Raw genomic sequence first — 19,080 nt, 5'->3', positions numbered from 1 at the left:
AAGTCACGATTGGTTTTAAGGGTTTTTTTTTGGAAACTATAAACAAATATTTACACTCATATATTGATCTTGAATCACCACAATATGCAGTATTAATTACCGGTGGTTGGGGGACAGGAAAAACATTCTTTATCAAAAACTTCCTTAAGAACTTACCTAATGATGCGTATTGTTATATAAGTTTATATGGAGTTAAAGATAACAGAGAAATAGATAGTGAGATTTTTTCAAGTTTATTTCCTTTATTTAAAAACAAAAGTATCAAGCTAGCAACTAAGATTGCCAAGGGGATATTAAGTGGCGCTCTTAGAATAAAAGTCGATGATGATGTTAGTTTTAGCTCATCAGCAAAAATTGACATCTCTGGTAATGATATTGCAAGCAAATTAAATAAAAAACTGTGGATCTTTGATGACCTTGAACGTTCAGGTATGCATCCAGCCGAGGCGTTAGCATATATTAACAATCTAGTCGAACATGAAGGGTGTAATGTTATTGTCATTTCTGATGAGTCAAAGTTAAAATGTGACTCTTCAGTTGAAAACTGTGATTTAAATTCGTACTCAAATATTAAAGAAAAAACGATTGGTAAAACATTTAAAGTAAAAACAAACATAAGGTTATTTATAGAAAACCTTACCACAACTATTCAAGAAAAATCGCCAGTCACTAGCCGTCTTTACAAACAAGAAATCAAAAAAATAATTAGCGTCAGTGAAAAGGCTGAAATTACAAACCTTCGAGTATTAAAAAAAGTACTTATTGATTTCGATTTTATATCGAGTAATTTTTCCCCTTCATTTATAGATAATCACGAAGCAATCAGGTCTTTGTTTTATTGTTATTTCCCAATTGCTTTAGAATATACACTTAATAATAATGATGCATTATTTGAAGGATTGGTACATGGATTTCAAACTTTCCCTGAAGATAGTACTGAAAAGAAAAGTTATTTTAAAAGTATAATCACTAAATATGGGTATTCTATGTTTGATAGTAATCTTAGTCCTGACGATTGGAAGAGAATCATTGTCGATGGGCATGTGGATTATAGGTACATAGAAGGTATATCCTATAAAAGGTACATACCTGATGGTTGGGAAGAATTATGGGAATTATGGGGAATTAAGGATGAAGAACTTAATGGGCTCATTGAAAGGGAATCAATAAAATTAGAAAAAGCAACTTACTCAGAAGTAGGGCAAATCAAACACCTTATCGCTTTGTTTTATTTTCTTGATGACAAGGGCGTGGGCGATTTGAACATTGAAAAAATAATTTCCGATGCCAAGAATTCAATACTTTATCTGTCTGAGGAAAAACTTTTCGATTATATAAATAGTAGGGCATATGACAGCGCCTATAAAGGAAGAGTGTATTTTGATTCACCTCGATTGAGTTCTATTAATGATTTTATTGATGAGGTTTATTTAAATATGAGTTCGGGAAATATGGAAGCCTACATTGATAACTTTCTATTTTATACTGAAAATGACATAGATCGCCTTGATGATATGTTATCCGAAGGTAAAAAATATAGTTCCTTTAAGAATAGAAGTATATTAAACAAAGTAAAGGCGGAAGATTTTTTGTCTGCCTTTAAGGGGCAATCATGCAGGGATATAAACAAAATAAGCAAGATAGTTATAGAACGATATAATAGAACACATCAGAACCCTAACTTAAAACTTGAATGTGGTTTTTATTCATCGCTATTGTCTGAAATGAAAGTTCATTTAGAGCAACATTCAAAATCACTTAGTAGTATAGCTATAACTGATTTTATAATATCTCTTGATGAAGCAATTTCAAAAAATAAAGTACTAACTTAATTTGATTCAAGTCTAATATTCAAAAGCCCGTAAACCTATAGGTTCACGGGCTTTTTTTCGTTTGCCTTAAAACCGAATCACCTGCTTTCCTATTGGCTCTTAACCACGTTTATACAGAGAGCTAATAAACATGAATGCAAAAACTAAAGGGTATGCAGTCACAGCTGTGATTGCACTGCTTGTCGCAGCTGGCGTTGTCTGGGCATCAAATAATGTTGATGCCGTTGAAGACCAAATCGGTTAAGGGGCAAGCATGGAACTGTTAAGCACAAACTTCGCGCCACGCCCTAAAGAACTCGATCCAATTGAAGGTGTAGGTTGGGGCAATCGCGCTTCATTGCGCATGGTATCGGGTCCGACTTATCACAGCATTGAATTGGTGACGGATATTACCGATCCCAAAGACATTGAACGTGTTGAAGTGTCTTTGAATGGGTCGGCTAAATTCAGCGTGTCGGGTGAAACACTGGTTGCACTGCAAGCCCACCGTAAAAACTACGCGCAAGCGGGTCGTTATACCATTTCATTTGGTGATGCGACGTTGCGTACCAAGATTGGTGTTCGCCAAACAGACCTCGTTACCTTAGCGGGTGAAATATGGTTTATTCACATCACACTAAAAGCCAAAGACGCGTCAGTAAAAGCACCGACAATGCGTGCTCGTGCCCACGTTCTGCCAGCACAAGCCGAACGCTACTACATGCCGCGCTTGTATGAGTTGACTTGGTTTGCTGCGGCATCGGGTCGAACGCCTTTCGACTTTTCAGAACGTAGCGCAGGGTTAAACCTCAAACGTATCCACTTCAAAGATGATTCCATTCAACGTGTTCGTGTGATTCGTGATACCTACGAAGAAATGAACATAACCAAAGATGACAACGCTTACGATCTTGCTCAATCAAAGAAAGAGCAAACCGTGGGTTGGTTTAGCCTCGACTTTATCCGTTACGGCTTTGGTGCCGATGGCATGTTAAACACTGCCGCCCGTAGCCAATTGTGTTTCGAGCTGGATAAAAACGAAGTCGGCAGTATTCCGGTGATTGTTGAAGCGGTTGAACAGGTCAAGCCATTGCCGAACGCGGCATAAGGGGACGCCATGAGTTTAATGGATAGCTGGGGCGAAAGCCTCAGCGGAATTACCGACTCTATTTTTACGGGTGGTGAAAGTTTGGTTGATGCTTGGTTTGATAGTGAATCTGAGAAAGTCGCGTCAGCCGCGCCCGAAGAAAACCGCCCAAAACAAGAGCAAGCGCAACAGCCAACGGGTCAACCGATAGCGTACGCGCCAGTGAACAACAATATGTTGATGATTGGCGGCGGTGTTGTGGTCTTGATGATGTTCATGATGCTAATGATGCGAGGTAAATAAATGCCATTTCTATTTTGGCCGTTATTCGCGGGCAGTATCGGCTTTGCGGGCGGATTGTTTAGCGGTGAAGCCTTTTCCCGAACGCTTAAGATTTTGCTCTTTGTCGTTATGGGGCTTTGGTTAGCCAACATCATGGGGGTGATGAAATGATCCCCGGTCTCGGAGCATCGGCAGGCGGTTCGATGCCAATCAGTGCGGGCGGTGGTGCGGCAGGACCATCAACCGCAACGTCTGAATCCAACATGGGTTTCAAGGTGGGTGCCATCAACATGGGTGGCGGCAATATGTTATCCAATTGGCTTCCTGTCTTATTAGCGTTGATGGCGGTCTGGTTCTTAGTGAAAAAGGTGGGCTAATGCGCTTACAACTGATGCGACCAAACCGCGCTGATATTCACAGCCAATTTTTGTTATTGCGTCCAGCGTTTGATCGCGTCCAGAACGCTAAAACAGAATTTGAGTTTTGTTGTGATGCAGTGAAAAACAAACACGCCAGCTTGTACCACTTAAAAAGCAAAGGCGTGTCGGTTCGGTTTGTGGGGATGGTAACGCCAGAGAATGACTACCTCATTCTAGCTATGACAGGGCGCGGGCTGACACATGCCGCGCCAACCATTATTGAGGCCGTCAAATCACAGGGCTACCGCTCCATTAAGTATCACACAGTGCGCCAAGGCATGACACGCATTTTACAACGCTTTGGCTTTTCTATTTTAGACACGACGACACATGACACCGTGTTGTCACTTAGCTTGGAGGGTTCGTAATGGGTGGCGGCGGCAGTAGCTCCAGTAAGAACACCACAGAAAGTACCAACACCAGTGGTCAGAATGCCATTTCAGGTGACAATTTAGGTGTCACCATTGCAGGCGTTAATGACTCAAACATTGATGTGACCATGACCGACCACGGCGCGATGGAACGCGCCGCAGAGTTAGGCGAATTAGCGTTAACCAGCAACGTGAAAGCATTAGGGATTGCAGCCAATTTAGGCAGCGATGCCATTGATGCGAATAAAGACATTGCCAGTGATGCAATCGCACTCAGCCGCGATACCACCAAACTGGTGAGCAATTCACACAGTGAAAACTTGCAGTACGTGGCAGGGCTAGCGGGGAATCAAGCCAAGCAAAATACCGACAACCTTGAAACCCTCAAAGAGCTGGCTGAAATGAAAATCGACGGCGGGCAAGTGGCAACCTCAAAACAGATGACCATTGTTATTTCAGTGATCGCGTTCTTGTTGGTTGTGGCGTTCGTGATGCGAGGTAAGAAGTAATGAGCTTTAAACAATTCATGCAACCGCGCCAACGTAACCAATTTCAGATTATGGGTGAATTTCTGTATGTCGAAGCCTGTAACGATAAGGTTTTACTGCAGACAGAGCGTGGGGAATACCGATTACAGCAAGGTGCTCAAATCATTGATGACAACCTGAGCGGCTTAGTCACCATTGAGAACTTGGGCGAGGCGGGCAACGTCGAAATTCTGTATGGCTTTGGGCAATACGTCCCCCCAATGGATGGCAAGTCCGTGACCGTGTCACAAATGCCAGCCGTTAAAGTATCCGAATTACCCGCCATGCAACTTGCTGAAAATCAACAGGTTGCTATTTCATCCTTGCCAGAAGTGGTATTGGCTGAGAATCAACAACTGGCGATTTCACAGCTACCCAAAGTGCAGCTAGAAACAGGGCAAGCATTACGTATTTATGCCACGACCCCTGTATTAACCAAGCCCGTTGGCGGTGCCTCCGTTGAGACATCGCTATTAACCATCGCCAGCGGGCAAGCGGTATTAGATGCTAATTCATTACGTTGTCACGTTTTGCTAAAAGCCAGTTTAACCAATGTGGATGTTGTCACCATTGGTAATGGCTTCACATTATCTGCGGGGGAAAAGCAGCGAATAGACAGCTTTGGCAGTTTGAGCTTTTCAGGTACTGACAACGACACAATAGAAATCATTGAGGTGATTCGATGACAGAGAAAACATTAAGCCAGCGTTTACCCGTTGGCGATCCACGCAACAAAGTAGAGTTTCTTGCTGATGAGTTTGAAGCCACCGCTGCGGAGTTATTAAGACGTCTTACATTGTTGGAAGGTGCAAGCAGTGGCAGCGATGTTGATCCACATGCATTCAGTAATAATTTGCTGAGAAATGCCGGATTTGTGGGGGCAATTGATGCCGCTGTAAACGGAGGCTCTGACCGATGGAACCAACCTTACGGAACAAAAGATAACAATGACTCGTTATCTATTACGGGTCAGGTAGCACTTCAAACAAGCCCTAACTGGGGTGGCGAAGTGCCTATCGGTGGGTCGGGAACATTTCGTTATGACCATTGGAGCTTTAATACGACAGAAGGCGCATTGCGTTATAACGCTTTCAACTATAAGCAAGTTCTGTTTCAAGTGTTTAGAGTGCCAGCGGTAAGCCGTGACGCCTTACAAACAACAAGCTGTTATTTGCGCTTAATGAGTGGCGGCGGCACTGAAAGGACACGGTTTGGCATTGTTAAACTGGATGAAAATTTTAAAGCGACTGGTTATGTCGCATCAAAAATCGCACATGGACAAGGCACACATCAAGAGTTTGATGTGTGGCTAAATGATATTGATCTTGCTAGTACGGGGTGTACGCATTTCGCCTTCTTTGTTGAGCGGCTAGATGTAAAAACTTACAACATGAGTTCATACATTCTGGGGGCTGGCGTGTATTGCGGAGGTGAGCCTGATTTCATCCCTGAAATTGCCAACACACACATTGATTTTGATGATCAGCAATTTATTAAAATCGCAACGGGAGTGAACGCGGCAGATATTAAAGACAATGCCAGTTTCCCATTGCCAGCAATGCTGTACCCCAATGGTGCGAGCAAGCATCTACTGGTTCATGTTGTAGAGCAAGGTATCCCACGCAATAACTTTCCTAGCCTTATAACCATGACTCAACAGGGCGATCAGTTTGTATTATCGGGAGTGAGTCCCGCCGCTGATACCAGCATAAAATATGATATTGAAGCCTATTACACCAAGAGCGTGAATAAAATTCACTATTACGACATGCCTGACTATGTGGCGGCGTAACCATGAAAACGCTGATTGTTTTAACCAGCGTAACCGCGTTGATGCTTTGGTATCAACGCACTAATCGAACGTTCACACCATCAAGCAACAACATAATCGAGAGTGACATGACAACAGGCTCAACGGTTCGCGGTATCCGTAACAAAAACCCGCTCAACATTGAATACAGCAAACGCAATAACTGGCTAGGCCAACAAGGCACAGACGGGCGGTTTTGTATTTTTTCTGATAACAAATACGGCTTTCGAGCGGGCGCTCGTGTACTAAGAAGCTACCAGCGACGCGGTATCAATACCATTCACAGCATCGTGCATACCTTTGCCCCAAGCCATGAAAATGAAACTGACCATTACGCCAACATGGTCAGTGAATGGATGGGTATCAGCAAGCATGCGCCAATTGATGTCAGCAACGATCATGTCGCGGCGAACATCATCAAAGCGATGGCACGAATGGAAGTCGGGCAGAGCTACCCAATCGACACGGTATTAGAAGGGGTAAAACTGGCATGAATCCAACCGTAAAAAGCATTGGTATCAGCGTTGTCGGTGTCGTGATTGGCGCGTACACCTTAAAGTTTCTACGTAAAAAAGGATGGTTATGATCGACTTTAAACAGAGAAGCACCCAAACCGGTTTGGTACTTATCGCCAGCGTTGCCGCGGGGATCTTAACAGGCAACACAGAACTGGCCGATGTGACTATTGGTGAGTCAGGTGTTCAAATGTCGGGCGTAATTCCAGCCGTAGCCGCCATGTTGATTGGCTTATGGGATACGTTCAGGAAAGAGAAAAAATAGGGGATCTGGATGGGAGAACTGATAAAGCTCTTTGCAGAACTGGGAGTAACGCCCCCAACCCTTATTATTTGTTACCTGCTTTTTCGTTCAGTAAAGGCGCATGAATCAGTACTAAGTGAGCTCAAAAAGATGCTGGCACACCATGAAAAGCGGATCATGAAATTAGAGTGGAATAATCAGCAAAACGAATGAAAATATAGTTGTTATACAGAGGCGGCTAACTTCGTTGAAGAATTAGCCGCAATCGATATAAATCAGTCAGAAGAACCATGTTTTTTTTCAAATTCTTTCGGGTTTTTCATTTTTTCGTATTTACAGTTTTTTTCTGCGTTCTTCCTCTTATGTCCACCGGGATCTGAAATCATTCCACCAATGACTATATTTGTATCTTCTAGTTCTTTGGTGATGCACTCTTTCATGCTTTCTGATTTGTCATCAGGCATAGTCAGTTGCTCCTTAACTTTTAATTACTTGCTTTATAGGTATAGTTAGAAAAAGTCATGTGCAAAAGATTTCTTAATATTCTATTGATTGAGATCAATCACGCGTAGCCAATTGTTTAAGCCCGCAATTACGGGCTCATTTTTTAATTAACCGGAACTGTTCCCCAAACTATACCCACATCACTATAAAGTGCGCCTATGAGTTGGGTAATACCGTTATCATCCACCGTAAATGCAGCCCCGTTGTAATTCCCGTTGTAGCTTGAAGGACTACAAGCTGTTGCCGTCACTGAAACCTTGAAGTAATGGTCATTTTTGGTCAACGTACCAGAAAAAGTACACATGCCATTAATCGTAATATTACCCGCTGAATCAATTTCCCATGTTGAACCATCATCTGTATTGGTATGTGTGCCGATTAATTGATTAAGAGACAAACTATCAGGCTGCTTAACGAAAGTATGAACAAATGACTGGTTATCAATGGTTGCCATTACGCTGGCTGTATTGTCATTGAATGTCATAGATGCTGTCTGTGATGCATTGTAAAAGCTAATGCTATTAGACCAAAGGTGAATGCCTTTAAGATCTAATGTGTCATTACTTACTGTAGCCGTATCGAATAGATACAGATTATTACTTGAATCAGCAGCAAGGACGCCGTGAGTAATCTCGGTATCAATGATCATCACTGCATTATCTGATTTATAGATACCATTGGGTTGAATTAATGGAGTCGGGGAGATCGCAGTGTTTCCCGTGGCTTGTGAATCAGACGAGCCGCCACATGCTGATAATAATGCTACCGAGACAGCTATAACTAAACTTCTCATTCATATTTCCTTATATGTATGTGCAAAACTAAGGCGAAGAATGATAACCATAAAACAAGAAGTATATTTCGTTGGGTGTACGATCTTTGGATTTACTTAACTGTTTGATTTTATTATTCCTGTCGTGTTTCTTTTTCTCTTTGGCGGTTATCTCAGTTTGGTTGATAAAGCCCGCGAACGCGGGCTTATTTATAGCTAGAGGCTAGGGAAGTTACTTGGCTATTTTTCTTTCTGCCATAGCGCGTCGATATTCCTTCTTTTTCTCTTTCGTCACAGTGTCACTTTTTGCAGCTTTAATCCGATGACCACCACGAAATGGTAATGGCGTGACCACATTGGATCGCACAGGAATATAGTCCAGTTCGTACAGTCGCTTTAACGCATGAAACTCATCAAACCGCACAGCCCATGAATCGAGTTCTTTAGGGCTAAATTGTCTGCCTTCGGGTGTAATGATAATGCACCGGTATTCATCAACCCGAAAACCTTGCCAACGAGAATCATCGGGTAAATAGCCACGGGCACGAATTAAGAGCAGTTTCTCAGCCATCGGATTCACGTCCATCCAGCCCGATAACCAACGTTTGACGGTCACGGGCTTGACATGAAACCACGCAGCAGCTTGGGGAATTGAGTCAAAATGGCGCCAAAAAAGTTTGACGAACGATTCATGCAACATGATATACCTCGCAAAATTGTTTCCATTTAGAAAGTTATTTCCGATTGATAACGGCATGATTAATTGATGGCGGCGATGGATAGTCCGTTTTTACCCACATATCGACATCAGCGACATAACCATGGTTTTCATTCAGTCCGTAACGTAGCGGCTTGCTAACATGATGAAAAGCGTGGTGCGTTGAGATAACTAACTGTTTCCAAACCTTTAAATAGCCTTATTAATAAAGGTTTCGTTAGTGACTCGTAAGTGCCGTTCAAATGTTAACAAAGCTACCCCTCGGTGCGTATTATGGTTCGTTATGTTAAACGAGTTACATATTCTGGTTTAATCTATTGCTTTAAAAATAGCGTCCAATTGAATAATAGTAACCAGATAACTGATAACTTCATTTTTCGTATGTACTTGTGCAAGCTAAGTATTAAAGAGACAGCAGAACTTTGTTTTAAAAGTGTGAGAACGGTCACGGAGTGGGATAAAGGAAAGTCGATCCCTCCAGAGTGTAGGCGCTTGATGAAACTTTATTCTGGACGAGAATTGTCTTCAATTGATGATAATTGGAGGCAGTGGCGTATGGCTAAAGGGGAGTTGATAACGCCAAGTGGTTGGGGGTTAACACCTGACAGGATAATAACGGGAAATGCTTTAATTGAAATTGGAGCTGAGGGAGATAGGGATTACATGTCTAAAATAATTAGAACAGCAAGACAATTGAAAGAACTACCGAAGAACCGCAGAAGCAGTTAATCAGTAGTTCTAGTTTTTCTAACAGTCAGCAGCAGGAGGGTTGGCTGTTAGTTTCCGTATCAAAAATGCTGAGTGTTATAAAACGTGTTGATACAATTGTTAGCTAAACTCATGTTCAACTTTAATATTCTTTTTCCGTCTCCAATAAAAGTACTGCGAACCAAATGTTGTGATGAATGCGAATGCCAAGGACGCAATTGATACATATAAACTGGTTTTAGAGTCTGATAGGTATTGATTTACTAACAAATTTTTCTGCTTCAAATCTTCCGATATTTTATAGAAATCAGAACTTACATCGTCAAAATTATTTGCTAATTTTGTTCTAATATTTTCAAAACTATCTTTTTGAGCCTGTTCTAAACCTTCAAAAGGATTTCTCTGTTGGTATTCAGCGATGATAGTATTTAAACCATCACGTTGCTTTGAACTAAAATTTGAATCTAAATAAGTATCACTTTTTAAGTCCTTTAAGACAGTGAGTAATGGTGTATCAATAAGATAAAAATTAGCTTTGTCTTTATCCCAGCGATAGATAAAACCCCACTCCTCTCCGGTGAGGTTTCCATAAAAATGTTTTATTGATTCAAGATCTGCACCATTTTCAACCATTTTAGTGACATTTATTTTAGTTACTAATTTATCGACGTAAACATCATCATCAGAAAGCCAGAACTGCCAAATAAGCCCCCCATAAAAAAGAAAGGCTATAATAAACATACTGGGATTTAAAAGCATTCTATCTATTTCTCGTTCCGTCGATACTTTTTCTTTTGTAGAATCAATAGAGTTCAATGTATCAGTGTTTTCATCTTTTTCTTTCATGGAATCAATAGAGTCCAATGTGTCACTGTTTTCGGACATAAAACCTCAATATATGACTATTGCTTAACATTTTTATTTAATGCCCCAAGATATAACTTAACCAAAACCAGAATGATGGCCGTAAACGTATGTTTAACCTTTCCCCGTATTACTAAACGGAGTAAGGTTAAACATACTAGTCGCTATTCCGTAACTTCTTGCTTAACAACTTCAACAGTATCTGCATCAACCATCTGCTTTTTAATTAGAGAGATGAATCTTTTGTCATTTATTAACTTTAAGAAGAGGTCAATATTATTTTCATCAATTATAAACTTACCATTATCATCAACAGTGAGATTTGAATGCCAGCCATGTTTATCAACAACTTCTTTCATTTCCTCAATAAACTGTTGGTCTTCATAGTATCGAGTCTCTTCAACAGCTACGAGTCGCCTCAATAAGGTTTTGTTGGTTCCAATAGCAATTTTCAAATCGTCTACAGAAGTAATAATTCCTTGCTCAGCTAATGCATCAACAAGGACATCTCTTTTAGCTTCTAATCCTTCTCGAATGTTAAGTCCTAATTCATAGTTTGCTTTATCTCTAATAAATACGTCATCACCATATGCAATAAAGTCAAAGTAATCTCTGAAAGTGAAAATTTTATCAACTTCTACTTTTTTAAAATCACCATCACTGAAAATCCAATTTTTAGCTGATGATGTTCGCTTTAGGTTCCAGCCACCTTTAACTTTAGAAAATGCATAAAATGTATGATTTTCCAATGTAAACTCAACAACTAGAGCCCATGCATTATTGAACTCTTGAATGTTTTCAACAGGTTCATTATCTGCACCTTGACGAACTTTAGTTATAATCGTTAAAAAATCAGTTTCTTGGATGCTATGGACTAAAGCTCTATCTTCATCAGTATCAACAGTAAGAGCTGAGTATGCAGCTAAATTTCTAATTGGTTCGACAGAGTTTTGAGTACCACAAAAGAATTTTTTTAATGCCCCAACTAGATCATTATTTAACCCATCAATTGATGCAGATAGTGCTTTATAATTATTCACACCAGCTCTGCTATTTTTCTTTATCACCCATAAACGACTGGCTATTGATCCAAAATCTACATTTTTAATATTTTCAAGGGTTTGCAGTTTACTTTGCATCCAACATTCCTTACTTTGAGATTATTCCCATATAGTTATTTAACTTAACAAATTTCTCTTTTGTATTAGCTAGTAGGTCATTTCTTGATAGCATTACGCATTCTTTTACTTGATCACCTTCGTTATAGCTACAATCATATAGTCCATATCCAATAGCAGCCAAAATAGGGTTAATAAAGACACTTTGACTCCTAATTGAAAGTAAACAAAGAACACTCAGAAACAATGCTAGAGAAAAGATGTCTTGCCACTTGCTCAAATCAAAAGCGACAAAAGAAATCATGTATGGAATAGTATAATTAACCACTTCACTAGAACGACATTTTGCCGAGATTACTGTTATATCAAATGGGTCCTTTGTTATATTACCCAGTACATACCCAAGTAATAAAAGGCTTATTATAGATAGTATTATTAGAGTGATTACAACGTCTGAATTAGTTACTGTTACCCAATACGGTATTTTAATGTTACTAACCCAAAAAAAAGGTGTTTCCAATGTTTTCTCATACCATACAAAGTCCTTAATATCTTTAATAATCATAATTAAAAATAAAGGAGTATATCCGCTAATGAAAATGGCGATTGATGAAACTAACCTTGTTTTGCTCCTTCTATTCATAAATCCTCCTATTTCCAATATCGATAAATCTAAGTGAACTCATAACTGCAAAACAAACTGAACAATCTTTTATGGATATTCATTGCGTTAAATATCTGACTTAGCAGGGTAAAGAACCACACAAGCCCCTTTAACGTTTGGTGATTGCTATTTTAGCTCTTTATGTACAAAAAGTTATACATTTGATGTACGAAATCTCGCAGCAATATTAATGCATATGATATTGATCATGTTATCAATTCAGAATTGTTATAATCTGATGATTTATTAGTCAAAATATAGTGCTAGTTGTTTAGCTAAGAGCAAAAGCGGCTTGGCAGTGTGAAGGGCGGTTAATGCGGATTTTTGAGTCAGTAACTGTTTCGACCAGCTAGCTATGTCGAAAAATTGGAGTGTAGAGCGTGGTCTTATATGGCTACGCCATTTTATGAAGCTCAGGAACTAGGCGAAGGTAGACTTCGTAAATGAAAAGGTACGTTAAAAGATGACATACTGGTATGTCAAAAAATAACATACCAGAAATGTTATATTACCGTGACCTTGATTAATACGGACATTTGAGAGCTTACCGACTTATCAGAAGTTGTTCTAAATAACCCCCCAATCCACGGTATATCTTTCAATAGCGGCACACCAGATTCTGATTTTCTCGACTCATCCGACACCAAACCACCCAAGATAATAGACTGACCATCGAGCACTTGAACAACCGTATTAATTTCTCGATTGTTGGTAATAATATCAGAGGCGATATCACTGTCTGACACACTCGATGATGTTTGATTTATGCCTAGTACCACCGAATCATTCACGATATGAGGCACAACACTCAAACCCAGCCCCACATTTTGACGTTCAATTTTTTGTACTAATGATCCATTGTTTGAGGTTTCAGTGGAGACTAAGAAGGGCACGTTCTGACCCACATTAATAGAGCCTTTTTCTCTGTCCATCACCAACAGATAAGGTTTAGACAAGAGCTTGGTATTCTGGTTTTGCGTAATGGCCGTCACCAAGGCACTCACATCACCTTTGTCATAAATGATATTGCCGCCTTTAAACGATTCCTTAATCGACGAGACAGGATTGGAGATTAAACGAAATCCCGCACCTTCTAACAACACATCCAAACTTACGCCAATAGATTCACTGTCACCAAGGCGGGTATCCATCACAACCGCATCAATCAACACCTGTTTACGCCTGACATCAACACGCTTAATCAGATTATCAATTTGCGTCAACTGAGAAGGTGACCCCGTAACAATCATTGCGTTGATATTGGGTAAAGTAATCACCGAGTAGGCAGTTTGCATCTCACCTGTATTCTTTGAATAAGCCGTCAATACCGCTTGAATCAAGTCACTTATCTTGACGTTTTCAACATAATTCAAATCATAGAACTTTGTCACTGGCGGTACGATAACCAGCTTTTCATCTTTATTGGCATCATTGATACCGACCAGTGATAAACGGTAAAAACCGTCATCAGGCGTCATTTTAAAGCCATTTGAAACCAGTACCGCATCAACAAAAGGCTGAAAGTCAGTAGTATCTAATTCGGGTGCAGAGAAGGACACCGCGCCTTTAACACCCTCATCAACAATCACATTCAATTTCAGCGCGTCAGAGTACCAATCGACAAATTCAGTAATCGGCATATTGTGCGCCTCAAATCCGTCAATTAACTTGGCATTAACGGGCAGGGCAAGAACTAGAGCAACAAGGAAAAAGAAACGTTTCATATTAGCGTCCACACATTAGAGAAAGTGATTCTTGCTTTTGGTTGGTGATCTTCAACTGACAGCGAGACACATTGGTTAGAGTTAACCCTAATTTTGTAAGCGCATCGGAAGTAATGATTTTGTCATCGAGCTTGAGCGTATAGAAAGGCGTGGCATTGGGCATTTTAGAATAAGACACAATCTTATAATTTTTGTACGTTGAGACATCCACTGATTCTACGCTGGCAACCGCTTGCGAGATAATCCCATCATTACCAGAATCAAAAATGAAGTAGGAGACAGCGATACCCGCCAAGAACGCCAACGGGCGAGAAATTGTTTTAAAGTAAATTTTAGTAATACGCATAATATTCCTGACTGTCATTGGAACGCGATAACGGTAATTGGTGTAATAAGGCGGCAAGTACGAGAACACACCATGATCATAATTGTGGGAAAATACCTGCCGTGTATCGTAAGCCGAATACAACCCCGCGCCCCAACAACTCCAACGGTCAACGGTTAGCGCATTTTGTTCGTCACCGTATTTCACAATACCCATGTGCACTTTAGGCAATCGAACCGCATTACCTGTAAAGGCTTTGATTAACGTACCCACTAAAGGGATCATAATGCGATCCGTTCGCTTACAAAAAACCACATGCTCAGCCAAGGTTAAACGGGCTTGTTTATCAATGATTGAAAGGTGTTGAACGATGAAAATAATGTCCCAACCCAATTTTCGGGCATGAAGCAGCCAGTTAATAATTTCTTGTCGGCCTTTGTCATTCCACGAACGGGAGTTGAACCACGTACCACACTCATCCAACACCAATAATCCGTTTTTACTTTCATCAAATATCGGTTTGCCGAGTGTTAGGTTGCCTTTTCCTATGGCGAGTAAATCATCCAGACAGGGTTTATCCGGTACACGTAGTACACGGCTTTGCTTGGCTTTTCGTCCTAGCAGTGCCACCAAATTCAAATCCAGATTGGTCGCGACCTTACAGCCTTTTTGCAGACGCTCCTGAATACGCGCCACGGACATAATGGACTTACCGCCACCCAGTTTTCCTGTTACAACATAAACAGCCATAACACCTCCTAGCTTGCCATCATATTGATGGTGTAAGCTTTCCATTCCCACACCCAACGCACGACACGCGCAGAGAAAACCGTGGACGCACAAGGAATAAGGTTGCTTGGGACTATCATTCCGAACCCTTTGACCAGCCCTTCGGGGGCAACATACGACAAACCCAACACCATAGTTTCAATGGCGACAAATGCCGCAAAGGCGAGCCCGAGAATCAGTGTGAGTATCGTTAAATTGATCGCAATTTTCTTGGTAAACCACGTCGCAAACCATGCAAAGACCGTCGTCGCGATTGCGAAAATAGACGTCACAAGGGCAGGAATAGCCAATGCTTCTGAGACCGTTGCGAGGATAGGTAAAATAGCAAACTGGATCATAAATTTAGAACCTCTTTCGACCAGGGGCGCGTGCAGGATCAGGCGTGATGCCCGTGAATAAAATATCGTAGAGTGTCAGCATGGTGAGGAAATACAGGATGAAACCGAAATACTGTTTAAAGCGGTCAGAGGCTTCACAGGTAATGTTTAACATGCCGAATTTCATTGAGACACAAGTGGAGTTCACACCCACCAAGGCATTGAATCTATCTTGAAGCACCGAGAAACTGGATTCGTTTAACGCAATGTCATCAGTAGAGGATTCAATGGCCTCAACATATTGTCCCAATGCATCATCCATTATGCCGTCAACAATACCGTTGGATTTATTTGCCGTACCATTCACACCGCCAGCTGTTAATCCTGTTTCTAATAAGCGGTCAGTTTGTTCATCGATAGCACCTTCGACACCACCAACGGCATCAATTAAATCATCATTGCCTTGTTTGTATTGGTCACGCATTTCACGCCAACGGCTTTCACCTTGAGCATTGTTATTTGCAAGGCCAGCTAATAACTGAGCGGTACGGCTATCATCTTTTTTGTCATTGTCAGACAGCGTTTTATCAATAGAATCTAGCTTATTGTTACTCGAACTTAATTGATTATTCATTTGGGCGAGTTTGTCATTCACCGACTTCAATTCATTATCAGTGACCGAGTTATCCCCGAGTTCTGCGGTTAATTCTTTTATATTCGACAGTAGGTCGGTTTGTTTTTTGGTTTCATCAAATTGCGCGAAGGCTTTATCTAACTGGGCTTGATTTTCAGCAGTTAAAACATCAGCATTAGTTTCAGTCATTTTTTTTATGTCATCGAGTAACTGATTATTACGCTCAGACTTCTTATCGAGTTCAGGAATACCCACGCCAAAGCTATCGTTAAGCTCTGCCATTTTGTCAGCAATGATTTTTTGATAGGCGGTTTGCTCATCGGATTTAGCGCCCAAGCTATCCGTGGCATTTTTAACATCGGATAGGGCGTTTTTATTTGAGACTTTCAGCGCATCAATATTGCCACCCAAGCCACTGGTTAACGCTGATATGGAATCAAGGCTAGAGCTTAAATTACGACGACTTGCAGCAGCAGAATTAAACTCACTGGCATTAAAACTCTTTAAACTGCTAATGCTATTTAATACAGGCCGAAGATCAGCGGGTTCGGCATTTAAACCATTAACACCATCAATGCCATTTTTACCCGATGCACCACGTTCACCATCAACACCGTCACGACCATTTGAGCCATTTAAACCGTCAACGCCATCGCGACCATCAGCCCCGTTTATTCCATCTTTTCCATTTATACCATCTATGCCGTCAGTACCTTTTTCCCCATCGATACCGTCTTTGCCTGCTTCTCCTGTATCGCCTTTATCTCCCTTGTCACCTTTTTCGCCTTTGTTCCCGCCACCATTGCCAGAACCATCACCGCCAGATGAGCCGCCACCGGATGAAGAACCACCATCGCCACCACTTGAACCGCCACCGGATGAAGAGCCACCATCGCCACCGTCGCCACTGTCGCCATCTCCGCCTGAACCACTACAGGCATCCCCCGTACAAGGTTTATCAATAGGCTTTGAATTACAGCCGCCTAAGATAGCTTTTGCCTGATTGCTACAAGAATAACTATGGGTATTTTCATAACCCATTGGAGGGTTATCCATACAAGCACTAATGGCACTACTTAATGCGCCTTTTCCTGCTGCGGTATCACAATACTTATCCTCAGGCTCGGGAGCATCATCTTGACCACTAAAATAAAGCCATGGCCTCTGCCCATTCTCTAATTTAAGCCTTAGGCTTTTATTGGAATCCCGAGTAAAACCTAAAACCCTAGAACCAAAGACTCGTACTCTATCAACGTAACACTGCCCAAGCGCGCCCGCACTAGGCATTTCAACATTACATGGGTATTGACCATTAACAGCAACAACACCCGCAAATGAATGAAGAGAACCAAAAAAAAGAACGAAAACGATAAGTAATCGACACATATTAACCCCATAAAAAAAGGCGACCTAAGCCGCCCAGAATGTGAATAACGCAGTGATAGGGTTATTCGATTAAACGGCTTTGTTAACGAATTTCTTGAACAGTTTGATACCGATAAATGCGCCCGTTACAGCCAGAATGACAGGCCATGTATAACCTTCATATTCCGTCACTTGAGCACCGACAGCCGTAAACGCAGCAGCCGCGCCAGTACCTTCAGCAAACGAAGAGCCCGACACAACCATCAGGCCAGCTGCAACTAGTTTGTTTTGGTGAACGGTTAACGCTGTTTTAATCTTTGACATAGTATTGTTCTCATTATTGAGGGTTTGAAATAAGAAACACTTACCCGGTGTAAGTAGTTTCAATGAATTTTTTGTACGCTAGAATCGAGAAGCCAAAACACCAACCTAAACCCCACGCCCCGAACAGATAGGCAACAATTTCAATCATCGTTGACCGCCTTTAATCGCCCCAAGCGCGAAGCAAATGACCAAACCGACACAAAATAAAATCTTTGTGATGTCTTCGGGGTTTAAGTCCGTCATGGGTTAGCCTTGTTGTGTGGTTTTGCTTTCAAGTGAAGGAACAGCCAACAAATGCCAGCCTGAAAAGCTCACGTGCTTGCCACCGTCACCCGCAAAAGAACGTTCAACGTGTTGGATCTTAAACTCGACTTTCTTATCGATGATTTTCTGTAAATCAGCACCACCGCCCATTGAATCCCATACGTCAGGAGATACACGGCAATCGACCACCTCAGACGGGTTAAACAGTTGCAGTTTCACTGTGCCAGAGTCACGGGATTCACCCGTTTTCTCATTGGTATTCGTTTTCTTCTCTATATCGTCAGCATCGTTGATGCGTCCTTTGATAATCATTTGAGTGCTCCAATTTTTAAAAGGGTGACAGTTATTGACACAAGTCCAAGGATGAATCGAAATCACCTACGTCATGGGCTGCGCCCACGAACGCAGGCCATTGCGACTCATCAAAAGCAAAAGCCGTAAGCTCATCGACACGTTGTAAATATTGTTGGTACTGATCGTATTGCTCATCAGCCATACGTTGGTATTCGCCTTCGCGTTCTAACACCTCAAAGATGTCGGTAACACCTGTCATGATGCGTTTGGTGCCACGAAGGAATTGTTCTTTGTTTTCGGTTTTCCATTGACGCCCACGCGTCGCAAGGTAAGCAGCCTTGAAGACCACACCAATCACACGAGTGTTGGCATCGTCCCCGTAACGGGTTTTAGAGGCTAGGGTGGTTGTATGCTCTTCACCAAACTCATCAATCAGTTTTTCCATGATGGTAGGCACTTGATAAACAGGCTTAACGGTTTGGTCATTACGACGCACGAACACACCGCCCATTGCTAAACAGAAGGCTTCCCAATCGGAAGAATCCGCAGCACGACGAACATTTTCAAGAGTGAGCCATTCACCCTCATCAAGGCGGTTAAACACAGCATCATCCTCTTTCAAATCTTGAC

General features: G+C 41.4%; 26 protein-coding genes and 1 pseudogene. 13 read left to right on the top strand and 14 right to left on the bottom strand.

Annotated features, from left to right (window positions below; all coding sequences use genetic code 11):
- Positions 1-29: 29 nt before the first annotated feature.
- From C9J48_RS24075 to C9J48_RS24025, 12 genes are all read left to right on the top strand, one after another.
- On the top strand, positions 30-1,832 hold the full coding sequence (locus C9J48_RS24075; protein ID WP_006231925.1) for a P-loop NTPase fold protein: 1,803 nt from the start codon (positions 30-32) through the stop codon (positions 1,830-1,832).
- A 253-nt stretch (positions 1,833-2,085) separates the two neighbouring features.
- Positions 2,086-2,919 carry a major capsid protein P2 gene (locus C9J48_RS24070; RefSeq protein ID WP_006231923.1) on the top strand — a complete coding sequence of 278 codons (834 nt, stop codon included), beginning with the start codon at positions 2,086-2,088 and terminating at the stop codon, positions 2,917-2,919.
- Positions 2,920-2,928: 9 nt separating this feature from the next.
- A complete protein-coding gene (locus tag C9J48_RS24065) occupies positions 2,929-3,201 on the top strand; it encodes a hypothetical protein (RefSeq protein WP_006231922.1) in 273 nt (90 codons plus the stop codon).
- Positions 3,202-3,351: a hypothetical protein gene (locus C9J48_RS28015; RefSeq protein ID WP_006231921.1), complete on the top strand. Its 150-nt coding sequence runs from the start codon at positions 3,202-3,204 to the stop codon at positions 3,349-3,351.
- Positions 3,348-3,557 (top strand): hypothetical protein, encoded by a 210-nt coding sequence (locus tag C9J48_RS24060; RefSeq protein WP_006231920.1) that lies wholly within the window; start codon positions 3,348-3,350, stop codon positions 3,555-3,557. The genes C9J48_RS28015 and C9J48_RS24060 overlap by 4 nt, the downstream gene beginning before the upstream one ends.
- On the top strand, positions 3,557-3,967 hold the full coding sequence (locus C9J48_RS24055; protein WP_006231919.1) for a hypothetical protein: 411 nt from the start codon (positions 3,557-3,559) through the stop codon (positions 3,965-3,967). Before C9J48_RS24060 ends, C9J48_RS24055 begins: the two co-directional genes overlap by 1 nt.
- Positions 3,967-4,479, top strand: a complete 513-nt coding sequence (locus tag C9J48_RS24050; protein WP_006231918.1) for a hypothetical protein — start codon at positions 3,967-3,969, stop codon at positions 4,477-4,479. Before C9J48_RS24055 ends, C9J48_RS24050 begins: the two co-directional genes overlap by 1 nt.
- On the top strand, positions 4,479-5,183 hold the full coding sequence (locus C9J48_RS24045) for a hypothetical protein (RefSeq protein ID WP_006231917.1): 705 nt from the start codon (positions 4,479-4,481) through the stop codon (positions 5,181-5,183). Before C9J48_RS24050 ends, C9J48_RS24045 begins: the two co-directional genes overlap by 1 nt.
- Entirely contained in the window at positions 5,180-6,289 is a 1,110-nt protein-coding gene (locus C9J48_RS24040) for a hypothetical protein (protein WP_006231916.1), read from the top strand. The genes C9J48_RS24045 and C9J48_RS24040 overlap by 4 nt, the downstream gene beginning before the upstream one ends.
- A 2-nt stretch (positions 6,290-6,291) precedes the next feature.
- Positions 6,292-6,801 (top strand): hypothetical protein, encoded by a 510-nt coding sequence (locus C9J48_RS24035; protein ID WP_006231915.1) that lies wholly within the window; start codon positions 6,292-6,294, stop codon positions 6,799-6,801.
- Between the two features lie 88 nt (positions 6,802-6,889).
- On the top strand, positions 6,890-7,087 hold the full coding sequence (locus C9J48_RS24030) for a hypothetical protein (protein WP_006231913.1): 198 nt from the start codon (positions 6,890-6,892) through the stop codon (positions 7,085-7,087).
- Between the two features lie 9 nt (positions 7,088-7,096).
- Entirely contained in the window at positions 7,097-7,279 is a 183-nt protein-coding gene (locus C9J48_RS24025; protein WP_006231912.1) for a hypothetical protein, read from the top strand.
- 62 nt (positions 7,280-7,341) lie between these two features.
- Here the strand turns inward: C9J48_RS24025 and C9J48_RS24020 are convergent, their stop codons facing one another.
- The 3 genes from C9J48_RS24020 to C9J48_RS24010 all read right to left on the bottom strand — a co-directional run bounded on the left by C9J48_RS24020 (position 7,342) and on the right by C9J48_RS24010 (position 9,042).
- Entirely contained in the window at positions 7,342-7,530 is a 189-nt protein-coding gene (locus tag C9J48_RS24020) for a hypothetical protein (RefSeq protein WP_006231911.1), read from the bottom strand.
- A gap of 143 nt (positions 7,531-7,673) precedes the next feature.
- Entirely contained in the window at positions 7,674-8,363 is a 690-nt protein-coding gene (locus C9J48_RS24015; RefSeq protein ID WP_006231910.1) for a hypothetical protein, read from the bottom strand.
- Between the two features lie 211 nt (positions 8,364-8,574).
- Positions 8,575-9,042: a phage protein gene (locus tag C9J48_RS24010; protein WP_006231909.1), complete on the bottom strand. Its 468-nt coding sequence runs from the start codon at positions 9,040-9,042 to the stop codon at positions 8,575-8,577.
- Positions 9,043-9,333: 291 nt separating this feature from the next.
- On the opposite strand from C9J48_RS24010, the gene C9J48_RS24005 reads away from it, so the two are divergent.
- The gene (locus tag C9J48_RS24005; protein ID WP_006231908.1) at positions 9,334-9,789 is read left to right on the top strand and encodes a DUF3653 domain-containing protein; all 456 of its coding nucleotides are present in this window, start codon (positions 9,334-9,336) and stop codon (positions 9,787-9,789) included.
- A 99-nt stretch (positions 9,790-9,888) separates the two neighbouring features.
- Here the strand turns inward: C9J48_RS24005 and C9J48_RS24000 are convergent, their stop codons facing one another.
- From C9J48_RS24000 to C9J48_RS23950, 11 genes and pseudogenes are all read right to left on the bottom strand, one after another.
- A complete protein-coding gene (locus tag C9J48_RS24000; RefSeq protein ID WP_006231907.1) occupies positions 9,889-10,653 on the bottom strand; it encodes a hypothetical protein in 765 nt (254 codons plus the stop codon).
- Positions 10,654-10,796: 143 nt separating this feature from the next.
- Entirely contained in the window at positions 10,797-11,771 is a 975-nt protein-coding gene (locus tag C9J48_RS23995; protein WP_006231906.1) for a Kiwa anti-phage protein KwaB-like domain-containing protein, read from the bottom strand.
- Positions 11,772-11,781: 10 nt separating this feature from the next.
- Complete coding sequence (locus C9J48_RS23990) at positions 11,782-12,393, bottom strand: KwaA family protein (protein ID WP_006231905.1); 612 nt, start codon at positions 12,391-12,393, stop codon at positions 11,782-11,784.
- Positions 12,394-12,917: 524 nt separating this feature from the next.
- Positions 12,918-14,138 carry a secretin GspD/PilQ domain-containing protein gene (locus C9J48_RS23985; RefSeq protein WP_006231904.1) on the bottom strand — a complete coding sequence of 407 codons (1,221 nt, stop codon included), beginning with the start codon at positions 14,136-14,138 and terminating at the stop codon, positions 12,918-12,920.
- Between the two features lies 1 nt (position 14,139).
- Positions 14,140-15,258, bottom strand: a complete 1,119-nt coding sequence (locus C9J48_RS23980) for a zonular occludens toxin domain-containing protein (protein WP_242610844.1) — start codon at positions 15,256-15,258, stop codon at positions 14,140-14,142.
- Positions 15,222-15,542, bottom strand: a complete 321-nt coding sequence (locus C9J48_RS23975; RefSeq protein WP_242610843.1) for a DUF5455 family protein — start codon at positions 15,540-15,542, stop codon at positions 15,222-15,224. Before C9J48_RS23975 ends, C9J48_RS23980 begins: the two co-directional genes overlap by 37 nt.
- A 52-nt stretch (positions 15,543-15,594) precedes the next feature.
- Positions 15,595-17,589, bottom strand: a complete 1,995-nt coding sequence (locus tag C9J48_RS23970; protein ID WP_006231901.1) for a collagen-like protein — start codon at positions 17,587-17,589, stop codon at positions 15,595-15,597.
- 69 nt (positions 17,590-17,658) lie between these two features.
- The gene (locus tag C9J48_RS23965; RefSeq protein WP_006231900.1) at positions 17,659-17,892 is read right to left on the bottom strand and encodes a major coat protein; all 234 of its coding nucleotides are present in this window, start codon (positions 17,890-17,892) and stop codon (positions 17,659-17,661) included.
- A 144-nt stretch (positions 17,893-18,036) separates the two neighbouring features.
- Positions 18,037-18,135 carry a tail virion protein G7P-2 gene (locus tag C9J48_RS28440; RefSeq protein ID WP_107253478.1) on the bottom strand — a complete coding sequence of 33 codons (99 nt, stop codon included), beginning with the start codon at positions 18,133-18,135 and terminating at the stop codon, positions 18,037-18,039.
- Positions 18,136-18,138: 3 nt separating this feature from the next.
- Positions 18,139-18,468, bottom strand: coding sequence for a hypothetical protein (locus C9J48_RS23955; protein ID WP_006231899.1), 330 nt, complete (start codon positions 18,466-18,468; stop codon positions 18,139-18,141).
- Between the two features lie 31 nt (positions 18,469-18,499).
- Positions 18,500-19,080: pseudogene (locus C9J48_RS23950) on the bottom strand (replication endonuclease); the annotation flags it as partial.

It is taken from the genome of Photobacterium profundum, assembly GCF_003026285.1.
Taxonomy (GTDB): Bacteria; Pseudomonadota; Gammaproteobacteria; order Enterobacterales; family Vibrionaceae; genus Photobacterium; species Photobacterium profundum.
Note: the sequence above shows the minus strand (reverse complement) of the source record. Positions and strands in the feature narration are given on the sequence as shown.